Origin of the sequence: Amycolatopsis sp. NPDC058340 (assembly GCF_042723975.1) — a bacterium.
Classification (GTDB): Bacteria; Actinomycetota; Actinomycetes; order Mycobacteriales; family Pseudonocardiaceae; genus Amycolatopsis.
Window position 1 is genome coordinate 77,788 of record NZ_JBHXIB010000018.1, and the last position, 12,347, is coordinate 90,134.

The following is a 12,347-nucleotide window of genomic DNA, read 5'->3' on the forward strand; positions in this document are numbered from 1 at the left end:
GTTGTTTGGTTTGGGGGGCTCGGTTTTGTTTAAAAGACCCCCCGCCGCCGTGTCCCCGGGCGGGGCCCGACGCCTCCCTCCGCCCAATCCGCCGCGGCGAAGGGAGCCTTCGGCCCGCGTCTGTGTGGATTTCGGGGCGTGGGATGACCGGAAACCCGCACGCCGCCTCAGTCGCGGTGACAAGCGGATGCCGCCGGTCACGCCGAGTGGCTACAGAGGCGACGTTGGGGCGCCCGCGATAACGCCGTCACCCGCTGGACCGGCTTCGATCGGGTGGCTCCTGCCTGCGGACTTGACCGCCGACGATAATAAGACCAAACTTCATTGGCGAAAAGGGGTCATCTCGACGAACGACCCGGAGCAGGCGAAGCGGTCGGTGCGCGGACCGGTCGCGGGCGCGACCGTGGGCGTCGGCGGCGGCCGGCCCGTAGCCCGACCATTGAGGAGCTGACCAGTGGAATCGCCGACGTTTGTGGTCATCGGTGCCGGTCTCGCCGGCGCGAAGGCCGCGGAAGCCTTACGCGACAAGGGATTCGACGGGCGGATCGTGCTGCTCGGCGAGGAAGGGCACCGGCCGTACGAACGGCCGCCGCTCTCGAAGGACATGCTCACCGGAAAAGCCGGGCCCGACAGTGCCTTCGTGCACGACGAGAGCTGGTACTCCGGCCACGAGGTCGACCTGCGGCTCGGCGCCCGCGTCACCGCGATCCATCGCGCGGCCCACGAGGTCGAGCTCGCCGACGGCACCCGGGTCGGCTACACCAAACTGCTGCTGGCGACGGGTGCCGAGCCTCGCGTCCTGCCGGGTGCGGAGGGCGCGCTCACGCTGCGCCGCCTCGGCGACACCGACCGGCTGCGGCAGGTATTGGCGTCCGGGTCCCGGCTCGCCGTGGTCGGCGCCGGGTGGATCGGTCTCGAAGTGGCTGCGGCGGCCAGGCAGGCCGGTCTCGACGTGACGGTGCTGGAAGCGCTCGAGCTGCCACTGCTGCCCGTGCTGGGGCCCGACGCGGCCAAGGTGTTCGCCGACCTGCACACCGCGCACGGCGTCGACCTGCGGCTCGGGGTCAAGGTGTCCGAAACGGGCGCGAGGCATGTCGGTCTCGCCGACGGCACCCGTGTCGACGCCGACGCCGTTCTCGTCGGGATCGGCGCGGTCCCGAACACCGCGCTGGCCGAAGCCGCCGGGCTGACGGTGGACAACGGCGTCCGCGTCGACGCCCACCTGCGCACCGAGGATCCGGACATCTTCGCCGCCGGGGACGTCGCCAACGCCGATCACCCGTTCCTCGGCCATCCGGTCCGGGTGGAGCACTGGGCGAACGCGCTCAAGCAGCCCGCCGTCGCGGCCGCCGGGATGCTCGGCAAGGACGAAACCTACGACGAACTGCCGTACTTCTTCACCGACCAGTACGACCTCGGGATGGAGTACCTCGGCCACAACGCCGGCCACGACCGGGTCGTCTTCCGCGGCGACGTCGGGGCGCGGGAGTTCATCGCCTTCTGGCTCAAGGAAAACCGGGTACTGGCGGGGATGAACGTCAACGTCTGGGACGTCACCGACCCGATCAAGGCCTTGATCCGCGGCGGGCGGCCGGTGAACCCCGGCCGCCTCGCCGACACCTCGGTGCCACTCGGGGAGGTCGCCGTCGGCTGAACCCCGAGGAGCGGCGGGCCGGGTTCTCAGACCTTGCGTCCGACGCCGGCGTAGACATCGTCCGGCTCGATGTCGCGGAGGCCCGGTTCCGCATGCCACAGCGGCGCGCTCACGACCCCCGGTTCGACCAGGTCCAGTCCGTCGAAGAGGGCGGCGACCTCGGCGTAGGGGCGGAAATACATGGGGTCCCGGCTGTTCTTCATCGCCTCGGTGACCGCCGCCATCGCCTCGGGCGCGTGGTCGGCGGTCAAATGCGACAGCGCGACCAGGCTGCCGGACGGCAGCGTTTCGCGGTACCGGGCGACGATCTCGGCGGGGCGCAGACTGTCCGGGATGAAATGGAACACCGCGACCATGAGCAGCCCGATCGGCCGATCGAAGTCCAGCATCCCTTGCGTCGCCGGGGAATTCAGCACCTCCTCTGGCCGGCAGAGGTCCGCCTCGACGACGGTGGCGTTCGGATTCCCGTCGAGGATGAGGCGGCTGTGGGCGACGGCGACCTTGTCGTAGTCGACGTAGACGACTTTGCAGCCGGGGTCCATGTCCTGCGCGATTTCGTGCACGTTGCCGACGGTCGGAATCCCCGAGCCCAGATCGAGGAACTGGGTGATGCCCTGTTCGACCATGTACCGCACGGCCCGGCGAAGGAACGACCGGTTGGACGCGGCGACCCGGCGTCCCGACGGCAGGACGGCCACGACCTTTTCCCCGACGGCGCGATCGGCGTCGAAGTTGTGGCTGCCGCCGAGCAGCCAGTCGTAGACCCGAGCCGCACTGGGCAATCGGACGTCGACACCCTCTGGAACCCGTTCACCCTGCACGGACACCCTGCACCTCATTACGCGTCGGTCGGCGGAAACCCTTTGTCCCCAAGACGGTACCGAGTCTGATGCCCGTGGCAAGCCTGCCGCGACCGGCTGCGACGAGTGCACCCATCGTGTGACGCGGTCACGCTGGGTCGGCCATTCGGCCGATGGGGACCCGGCCGATGAGCTGATCCAGTCATGATCTTCGCCCCATAGTGTGACGACTGTCAGTAATTCGTCGTCTACGGGGAGATCACGATAATGCTTCGCAAAACAGGGATACTGGCGGTCGGGCTGGCCGCGGCGGGAGCGGTGCTGATACCGGGGGTCGCCGCGGCGGACGGCGGGCCGACGCCCTACGTCATCGGCGGGCACGACGCGACCGAGGACTACTCGTTCATGGTGTCGCTGCAGCAGGGCGGGAACCATTTCTGCGGCGGCTCGCTGATCAGCGAGGACTGGGTGGTGACCGCGGCGCACTGCGTGAAGGGAGCGAAGCCGGGGGAGATCAGGACCAGGATCGGGGCGCGGCAGCACAACAGCGGGGGGACCGAGACCGGCGTCAGCCGGATCATCGTGCATCCGGATTTCGTCGGGGAGAAGCCGCCGGGCGGGGACATCGCGTTGGTGCGGTTGGACAAACCGGTGACCGAGAAGCCGATCAAGATCGCCGAGGCGGTGGGCGACGCGGGCACGGCGACCCGGATCCTCGGCTGGGGCGAGCACTGCGCCGAGCAGAACTGCGGTGCGCCGGAGATCCTCCAGGAGCTGGACACCAAGGTGAGGCCGGCCGGGGATTGCCGCAATCTGGCCACGGGCAAGGAGATCTGCACCGGTTCCGACACACCGGACGCGATGGGCTGCTACGGCGACTCGGGCGGGCCGCAGATCAAGGGCAGGCCGGGTGAGTGGGAACTGGTCGGTGCCACCAGCCGCGACGGTGACGCGGATCCGAAATGCGCGAGCGGGCTGGGGATCTGGACCGATGTGACGGTGTACCGGGACTGGATCGCCGAGCAGCAGGCGAGCCACTCGGGCCGCGGGGCGTGACGTCCGGGCGAGGACGGTCGTCACGTGACCGTCCTCGCCCGTTCGCTCCGGACCGTCAGCGGGGCGCGAGCCCCTCCAAAGAGGACAGTGGCGCCTTGTGCAGGTTCGAGATGATGTTCCTCGGCTTGTCCGCGGCCTTGCTGTAGTAGTGCGCGCCGGACTCGAACGCCAGGTAGACGTTGCTGCCGTAGACCGTCAGCCCCTCGGACATGCTCGGCGCGCGGAAGCAGTGCTTCTTGGCCGTGTCCAGGTCCTTGTCGCCGGCGCCGCGCCGGACGACGTAGATGTTGCTGCGGTTGTTCCTGCCGTGCGAAGTGCTGTAGATGAACAGGTCCTTGGTGACGATGAGACCCTGCGTCTTCGTCGGCACCTCCCACGACCCCGGCCGGTAGCTCAGCTTGCCGTCGGAACCGACGGTGTACGAGTGCATCAGTCCGCGTTTGGCGTCCTCGAACTTGCCCGCCCACAGCGTGTCGGTCGGGCCGTGGCTGGTGAGGAACGAGGAGGCGTAGACGGTCTGCGCCTTCCCCTCCTGCTCGATGGGCAGCGACTTCTTGATCGCGTTCTTCAGCTTCGCCAGCGAGTACTTGCGGATCGTGTCGCCCTTGCCCGACACGAAAGCCCAGCCCTGCTTCTCGAACACGGCGATCCCGCCGACGTGCGAGTACGCGAGCAGCGCCTGGCCGACCTGCTTGCCGGTCTTGGCGTCGATGCCGATGATGATCGCGCTGCGGTGGCCCGACTCGTACGAGCTGACCAGGATCAGGTCGTTCGAGCCGTCCCAGTTCGACCAGGTCGCCGTGCCCTGGGGGATGTTGGTCGCCAGCGCGGGGACGGGGTGGCTCTTGCTGAACCGGTTGTCGTAGGCGTAGGAGGCGGATTCCCCGTGGTAGAAGGGCCCGTCCTTGCCGCTGGACTTCGTGTCACAGGTGATGGCCGCGGCCTCAGCGGAGGCGGTGCCCACCACGGTGAGGCCGAGCAGCAGCGTGCTCGCCGCGGCGGTGATCGTCGCCTTCTTGAGTAGCGTCTTCATTCGTTCCCTTGTAGTCGTCGGGCGTCCGGTTCTCAACTTGGACTCGCGGGAGGCGCGTGCGGTTCCGGTGGCTCACGTCCTTTCCCGCCGAGCCGATACGGCGGCGGGTCGCTGCCGCGCGGTGGATCGGTTTCCGGACCCGGCTGCCGTCGTGAGTCCGCGAAGTGTCCACAAGGGACAGTTCGCCACGATGGGTGACCGGTTTATGTCATGATGTCCGCTTCTCGCCCGGGTCGTGAGTGAAAAAGAGGGTTAGAACGATCATTGCCACTCACGACCCCGGCGCAGGACGGCCATGCCTCAGGCGTCGCCGCCCTGCCGCGCATCGAAGCCCGCCCCGCCGGAGATCGAAGTCCGCCCCGCCGGAGGCGGCCCGGCTGCCGATCGCCAACGGCGTCGTCGAGCGGTTCCAAGGAGCCGGTCTTCCGAGCTGTGCGACTACCGCGCCTCGCCCCGGGCAAGGGTGAATTCTTACTCGTTCCGGGAGCGGGTCGCATTTCTGAATCGATTGTGGAAAATTGTCCACTTTGTTTTCGTTAATATGCTTCCCGGCACAGTGTCGGTTAATATCCGACACATTACTGAATGTGATCAACCGAGTGTCGTTGGTGGCCGGAGGGTTCGCCGCGAAAGCAGCCAAGGCTGCCGATTGGACTGGAAGACGTGGGTAGCTGCGTCTTGTGGTCCAAGATCAGTGCGCCATTCGGACCAAATAGGCGGAAATCGTATTCCTCGTCGCGGCCGGCCGTCTTAACCTTGCGTAATTCTTCACCTGCATGGTCACTGGGGAGCAAGATGAAGTCCACGCCGTTGTCGCCGCGCGCCCGAAAAGCCTCGGAGCGACTGCTCGACGCCCGATGAAACAAGCCGGCTGCGTCAGCCGATTCGATGTGCTCGCCCGGCGATCGCCCGACCGGATAGCGGTCTTCGAACACGGCTCCGTGCTCACCTACGCCGCGCTCGCCGGGCTCGCGGGCGGCCGCGCGCTGCGGTTGCGCGACGCCGGGGTCCGGCCGGGGGAGCGGGTCGGGCTCGTCACCGGGCACGGCGGCGCCGCGATCGCGGCGATCCTCGGCACCCTCGCCGCGGGCTGCACCTACGTGCCGCTGGACCCGACCTTCCCCCGGGAGCGTCTCGAGTACCAGATCGCGGCCGCGCGGGTGACCGCCGTGCTCGCGGATCCGGACCACGTCGAGCTGGCGGAGTCCTTGTGCCGCACCGGATCCGCGCGGCTCGTGCGCTCGGGCACGGAGACCGCGCCGCTCCTGGTGCCCGAGCCCGATCCGGACAGCCCGGCGTACGTGCTGTTCACCTCCGGGTCCACCGGCAGGCCGAAGGCCGTCGCGCAGACCCACCGCAACCTCCTGCACGTCGTCGACAACCAGATCGCCGCGCTCGAAATCACCGCGGCCGACCGGCTCAGCCTTCTCGCGTCGTTCGGCTTCGACGCGGCGATCCCGGACCTGTACCCCGCCCTGCTCACCGGTGCCGCGCTCGTACCGGTCGACCTGCGCGCCCACGGCCTCGCCCACGCCGCGCGCGAGCTGGCCCGGCACGAGGTGACCGTCTACCACTCGACGCCCACGGTCTACCGGCACCTGCTCGACATCGTCGGCGACACCGGCCTCCCGTCCGTGCGGACCGTGCTGCTCGGCGGCGAGCGGGCGACCCACGCCGACGTCCGCCGCGGCCGGTTCGCGCCGGACTGCGTGTTCGTCAACGGCTACGGCGCCACCGAGGTGACGTTCGCCGCGCACTACCGGACGACCGCCGCCGAGCTGGACCCGGACGCCGACGGGCCGCTGCCGATCGGGCGGGCGCTGCCCGGATTCACGCTCACCGTGCTGGACTCCGGCGAACTCGAAGTGCGGGGGCGGCACCTCGTCGACGGCTACCTCGACCAGCCGAGCCCGGCGTTCGGGGTGACGGCCGACGGCGTCCGTCGCTACCGGACCGGCGATCTCGCCACGCTGCTGCCGGACGGGAACCTCGTCTGCCTCGGCAGGCTCGACCGGCAGGTCAAGGTCCGCGGCTTCCGGGTGGAGCTGACCGAGATCGAAGCCAGGCTCGCCGAACAGCCCGGCGTGGCCGAAGCCCGCGCGATCGTGCGCGACGGCGACCTGCTCGCCTACGTGACCCCGGACGGCCCGCGTCCGGACGGCCGGATGCTGCGGGCCGCGCTGGCGGACGTCCTGCCCGGCTACTCGGTCCCCGCGGCCGTCGCGGTGCTGGACGGATTTCCGCTGACCGTCACCGGGAAACTCGACGAACTCGCGCTGCCGGACCCGCGGACGATCACGACCGTCCCGCCCGAGCGGCTGACCCCGGACGAGGAACGCGTGCACCGGATCTGGTGCGCGGTGCTTGGCCGTGACCGGGTGGGGCGCACCGAGGCGTTCTTCGACGCCGGCGGCGACTCGCTGCGGCTCGGCCGGGTGCAGGCCGGGCTGGCCGACGAGTTCGGGGTGGACGTCCCGCTGCTCGCCCTGTTCGAGCGTACGACGATCGCCGGGCAGGCCGCCTGGCTCACGGAGTCCACTTCGGACATTCGACAGCCGGTCACGGCGGAGGAGCAGGCCGGGGACCTCATCGCCGTCGTCGGGCTGGCCTGCCGGTTCCCCGGCGCGCCGGACGCCGCCTCGTTCTGGTGGAACCTCTGCGCGGGCGTCGACTCGATCCACGACTACACCGACGACGAGCTGGCGGCGCTGGGCATCGGGCCTGGCCTGCGGGCCGACCCGGCGTACGTGCGGGCGGGCGGCCGGATCGAGGGCGTCGAGGAGTTCGACGCCGGGTTCTTCGGGTTCACCGACGGCGAGGCCGCGCGGACCGACCCGCAGCACCGGCTGTTCCTCGAAACCGCGTGGCAGGCACTGGAGGACGCCGGGCGGGACCCCGCCGCCGAGACCGGGCCGGTCGGGGTGTTCACGTCCACCTCGGTGAACCGCTACTTCCTGTTCCACCTGTTCGGCAACCCGGCGGTGACCGGTGACGTCGACCCGGACGACTGGGAGGGGCGGCTGCCCGGCCGCCAGCTCACCGACCATCTTCCCAGCCAGGTCGCCTACCGGCTCGGGCTGACCGGGCCGGCGGTGGCCGTGCAGAGCGCGTGCTCCAGTTCGCTCGCGGCGGTGGCGCTGGCCGCGCAAAGTCTCCTGGACTACCGGTGCGACGTCGCGCTGGCCGGCGGGGCGAGCGTGACGTGGCCGCGCTATCGCAGCGGTGGGCTCGTCTCGCCGGACGGCCGGTGCCGCGCGTTCGACGTCGCCGCGGCGGGCGCCGGGTTCGGCTCGGGCGCCGGGGCCGTCGTGCTTCGGCGGCTGGCGGACGCGGTCGCCGACCGCGACCACGTCTACGCCGTGCTGCCGGGCTGGGCGATCACGAACGACGGCCCGGACCGCGCGGGCTACGCCGTGCCGGGACCGGCCGGGCAGGCGGCCGCGGTGGCCGAGGCGCTGGCCGTCGCGGACGTGGCCCCGGACGAGGTCGCGCTGCTCGAAGCCCACGGCAGCGGCACCCCGCTCGGCGACGCGATCGAGGTGGCCGCGCTCAACCGCGTCTACCGCGACGTGCCGCCGGAAACGTGCGCGCTGGGTTCGGTGAAGACGAACATCGGGCACCTCGACGCGGCGTCCGGTATCGCCGGGCTGATCAAGACCGTGCTGTCCGTGCGGCACGGCGTCATCCCGCCGAACCTGCATTTCACGGCCCCGCATCCGGAGGCCGACCTGGCGGGCGGCCCCTGGTACATCCCGGCGAAGGCGACCGACTGGCCCGTCCGCGAGCGGCGGGTGGCCGGGGTCAGCTCGTTCGGCATGGGCGGCACGAACGTGCACGTGATCGTGGAGGAGGCCCCCGCCGTCCCGTCACGGCCGGAGGCGGGCGGCCCGTTCGTCCTCCCGGTGTCCGCGCGTGACGCGAAGGCGTTGCGTGAGGCGGTTTCCCGGCTTCGCGACCGGCTCGCCACGGACGCGCCGGACCTCGGGGACGTGGCGTACACGCTTTCCGTCCGGCGGGCGTTCGCGTGCCGGGCCGCCGTGGTGGCGGATTCGGCGGAGTCGGCGGTCGCCGCGCTCGACGCGGTGCTGGCGAACGGAACCGACGTCGAAGGCACGGCCGGGGCGGAGCGGGACCTGGCCGTCCACTGGGCCGGGGGCGGCGAGATGGAGTGGGACGCGGGCGGCGAACCCGGCCGCGTCCCGTTGCCGGGCTATCCGTTCCAGCGGGAGCGGCACTGGATCGACCCGCTGCCTCACCACACGACCGACCAGGAGATCCCTCGGTGACCGACACCTTGCCCGTCACGGGTGGCCACGGCCCGCCACTGTCCTATCCGGACACCACACTCACCGGGCTGATCCTCGCCCAGGCCGCGCGCACCCCCGATGCCGTCGCCGTCCGGCAGGGCGAAACCCGGCTCACCTACCGCGAACTCGTCGCGTCGGCGACCGGCGTCGCCCGGCTGCTGCGGGCCAGGGGCGCCGGGCCCGGTACCCGCGTCGGTGTCTGCGCCGACCGGCGGCCGGAGCTGATCTCGACCGTCGTCGGGGTGCTGCTGTCCGGCGCCGCCTATGTGCCGCTCGAACCCGGCGGCCCGAAGGCGCGGCTGGCCGAAATCGCCGCGGACGCCGAGATCTCCCTCGTCATTGGTGATCGCGCGCGGGCCGAATTCGGTGCCACGGCGGGTATCGAGACGCTCGATGTGCCGCCGCCCTCGGACGAACCCGCCGAATGCCCAGCCGGGCCGGACGACCTCGTCCACCTTCTCTACACCTCCGGCTCCACCGGACGGCCCAAGGGCGTGCTGACCAGCCACCGCAACGTGGTCGCGTTCGTCACCGGGTTCGCCGCCGCCCTCGGGATCCGGCCCGGTGCCCGGGCACTCGGCATCTCCTCACTCGCCTTCGACGCCTTCACCATGGACGTTTTCGTCCCGCTGGCGCACGGCGGATCGGTCCAGCTCACCAGCGCCGCCGACCGGGCCGATCCCGAACGGCTGCGGCGGTTCCTCGTCGAGCACGACGTCGAGTGGGGCTTCGTCACGCCGACGCTGCTGTCCATGGTGGACCCCGCGGCCGTTCCCGGCTGGCGCGTCATCGCCTGCGGTGGCGAGCCGGTACCCGCGGAGCTCGCCGCGCGCTGGCTGCCGGGACGGCGGTTCTTCAACGCCTACGGCCCGACCGAGACCACCGTCGTGGTCGTCACCGACGAGGTCACCGGCATCCCCGCCGACCCGCTGCCGCTCGGCCGCCCGACGCCGAATCACCGGGCGTATGTCGTGGACGCCGAACTGCGGCCGGTCGCGCCCGGCGAGATCGGCGAGCTGCTCATCGGCGGCCCGGGTGTCGCGCGTGGCTACCTCGGCAGCCCGGAGCTGACCGCCGCGAAGTTCGTCGAAGACCCGATGAGGCCGGGGGAGCGGCTCTACCGCACCGGAGACCTGGCCCGCGAGCTGCCCGACGGCCGTCTGGAGTTCCTCGGCCGTGCCGACCGGCAGGTGAAGGTCCGCGGCCAGCGCATCGAGCTGGGCGAGGTGGAGGCCGCGCTCACGACCCATCCGGACGTCGACGCCGCCGCCGTGGCGGCCGTCTCGGGTCCGGCGGGCACGCGGCTGGTGGCCTTTCTCGCACCGGCGTCCGCACCGTCCGATGTGGACGAACTCGGCCGGGACCGGCTCACCGCGGCGATGCGCCCGGCCGCGATCCGGGTGCTCGATCGCCTGCCGGTCAACCCGGTCACCGGCAAGATCGACCGGCCCGCGCTGCGCGAGCTGGCCGAAGCGGCACTGGCCGGAGGACAAGACCTCGGCCCGCTCGGTACCCCGGCCGAACGCGCGGTCGCGGCCATCTGGCGGCGCGTGCTCGGCGACGGCGCGGGGACGGATTTCCTCGCTTCGGGAGGGAATTCGATCGCCGCGATGCGCCTGGTCGCGGCGCTGCGGACGGAGCTGGCCGCGGACGTCGCGACGGAGGACGTCTTGGCCGGCGGCACGCTCGACGGGCTCACCCGGCGGGTCGCGGCCGCGTCACCGCTGACCGGGCCGGGGCTGACCACCGGGCACGCGCCCGCGTTGTCCCCGCAGCAGCGGCGGCTGTGGTTCCTCGACCAGCTCGCCCCGGACGCCGCGCCGTACAACATCGCGATGGCGTTCCGGCTGACCGGCTCGCTGGACGTCGATGCGCTGCGCCACGCGTTGCGTGCGGTCGCCGAGCGGCATGACGTGCTCCGCTGGCGGATCCGCGCCGTCGACGGCGCGCCGGTGGCGGATCGACTGCCGCCGTCGGACGTTCCGCTGCCGGTGGCGCCGGTGACCGAGGACGGTCTGAGGGCCCGGCTGGCCGCCGACGCCGCGACGCCGGTGCACCTCGACCGTGAGGCTCCCTGGCGCGTGCGGCTCTACCGGCTCGGCGAGACGGAGCACGTGCTCGGTTTCACGCTGCATCACGCGGTGTTCGACGGCTGGTCGCAGGACCTGCTGTGCGCCGACCTGTCGGCGGCCTACCGGGGCGAGCCGCTGCCGCCGCCGGTGGCGTCCTATGCGGACTACGCGGTGTGGCGGGCCGCCCGCGACGAACGCCGGGAAGCCGTGGATGTCGCGTGGTGGACCGGACATCTCGCCGGTGCACCGACCACAGTGGACCTTCCGCGCGACCGGCCGCGCCCGGCCGTGCAGACCTACCGGGGCGCGAGCCTGCGTCAGTCCTTTCCAGACGGTGCCGCCGAATCGGTGCGGGCCTTGGCCGCCCGCACCGGCACGACGCGCGCCGGGGTGCTGCTCGCCGCGTTCGGCCAGCTGCTGCGGCGGCTCACCGGCGCGGCCGACCACCTGGTCGCCACGGTCGTCGCGGACCGGCAGCTCGCCGAAAGCCAAGACGTCGCGGGGTTCTTCGTGGACATCGTGCCGGTGCGGCTGCGGGCGGACGACGCCGCGGACTTCGCCACGCACGTCCGTGACGGCGGCGCGGAACTCCTCGCCGCGACCGCGCATCCGGCCGCACCGGTCGAGCGGCTCGTCGAGGCGCTCGGCGTGCCCCGCGATCCCGCGCGCGCCCCGCTCGTGCAGGTGATGTTCAACGTCCTGAACTTCGCCGAGCCCCAGCTCGACCTGCCCGGCATGGCTTCGGCGTGGGTGCCGGTCGACAAACCGGGGTCGCCGTTCGACCTCACGGTGTACGTCCACGACGACGGCGTCGAACTGCTGTACAACCCCGACCTGTTCGACCACGCCCGGATGGCCGGGCTCGCCGAGGACTACGTCGCGCTGCTCGGCGCGCTGGCCGCGGCGCCGGACGCGCCGGTCGGGACGAGCGCGCCGGAGCTGCCGCGGGTGAGCGTCCGCACCGCCGCTCCGGCCGCGGCGGCCCGTACCCCGGCACGGCCGCCGTCGGTGGCCGCGGACCCGGCTCCGGCCGCGGCGGCCCGTACCCCGGCACGGCCGCCGTCGGTGGCCGCGGACCCGGCGGCACTCGCCGCGACCGAGGCCGTGATCGCGCGTGCCTGGTGCGACGTCCTCGGCGTCGCCGAAGTGGGACACACCGACAACTTCTTCGACGTGGGCGGGCATTCGCTCGCCCTCGCCAGGGTGCACGCCCAGATCACCGCCCGGCTCGACCGCCGGATCCCGATGGTCGACCTGTTCACCCACCCCACCGTCCGCGCCCTCGCCGCGCACCTGCACTCCGGCGGCGCCGCCGTCCCGGAGCTGGCGCGTGCCGCCGAACGCGTCGCCGCCCGCCGCGGCCGCATCCAGACCAGAAGACCCCGTCGCACCGCCGGCCCGGCCGGCCCCGGATAGGAGCACCAC

Annotated in this window: 6 protein-coding genes; 4 read left to right on the top strand and 2 right to left on the bottom strand. The window is 71.8% G+C overall.

Features of this window, described 5'->3' with window-relative positions:
* The first annotated feature begins 454 nt into the window (after window positions 1-454).
* Window positions 455-1,654, top strand: coding sequence for an NAD(P)/FAD-dependent oxidoreductase (locus tag ACFWIW_RS21405; RefSeq protein WP_378370032.1), 1,200 nt, complete (start codon window positions 455-457; stop codon window positions 1,652-1,654).
* A 26-nt stretch (window positions 1,655-1,680) separates the two neighbouring features.
* Here ACFWIW_RS21405 and ACFWIW_RS21410 read toward each other — a convergent pair whose 3' ends face one another.
* The gene (locus tag ACFWIW_RS21410) at window positions 1,681-2,481 is read right to left on the bottom strand and encodes an SAM-dependent methyltransferase (protein ID WP_378370033.1); all 801 of its coding nucleotides are present in this window, start codon (window positions 2,479-2,481) and stop codon (window positions 1,681-1,683) included.
* Window positions 2,482-2,721: 240 nt separating this feature from the next.
* Between ACFWIW_RS21410 and ACFWIW_RS21415 the strand changes: the two genes are divergently transcribed.
* On the top strand, window positions 2,722-3,510 hold the full coding sequence (locus ACFWIW_RS21415) for a S1 family peptidase (RefSeq protein ID WP_378370034.1): 789 nt from the start codon (window positions 2,722-2,724) through the stop codon (window positions 3,508-3,510).
* Window positions 3,511-3,565: 55 nt separating this feature from the next.
* On the opposite strand, the gene ACFWIW_RS21420 is transcribed toward ACFWIW_RS21415, so the two are convergent.
* Window positions 3,566-4,543 carry a hypothetical protein gene (locus ACFWIW_RS21420; protein ID WP_378370035.1) on the bottom strand — a complete coding sequence of 326 codons (978 nt, stop codon included), beginning with the start codon at window positions 4,541-4,543 and terminating at the stop codon, window positions 3,566-3,568.
* A gap of 857 nt (window positions 4,544-5,400) precedes the next feature.
* Between ACFWIW_RS21420 and ACFWIW_RS21425 the strand changes: the two genes are divergently transcribed.
* Both ACFWIW_RS21425 and ACFWIW_RS21430 read left to right on the top strand, forming a co-directional pair.
* Window positions 5,401-8,829 carry an AMP-binding protein gene (locus ACFWIW_RS21425; protein WP_378370036.1) on the top strand — a complete coding sequence of 1,143 codons (3,429 nt, stop codon included), beginning with the start codon at window positions 5,401-5,403 and terminating at the stop codon, window positions 8,827-8,829.
* The gene (locus ACFWIW_RS21430; RefSeq protein ID WP_378370037.1) at window positions 8,826-12,338 is read left to right on the top strand and encodes an amino acid adenylation domain-containing protein; all 3,513 of its coding nucleotides are present in this window, start codon (window positions 8,826-8,828) and stop codon (window positions 12,336-12,338) included. The genes ACFWIW_RS21425 and ACFWIW_RS21430 overlap by 4 nt, the downstream gene beginning before the upstream one ends.
* Window positions 12,339-12,347: the final 9 nt, after the last annotated feature.

Coding starts and splice junctions, on each gene's coding strand:
- ACFWIW_RS21415 (WP_378370034.1), top strand. CDS start 2,722: ATGCTTCGCAAAACAGGGATACTGGCGGTCGGGCTGGCCGCGGCGGGA.
- ACFWIW_RS21420 (WP_378370035.1), bottom strand. CDS start 4,543: ATGAAGACGCTACTCAAGAAGGCGACGATCACCGCCGCGGCGAGCACG.
- ACFWIW_RS21425 (WP_378370036.1), top strand. CDS start 5,401: ATGAAACAAGCCGGCTGCGTCAGCCGATTCGATGTGCTCGCCCGGCGA.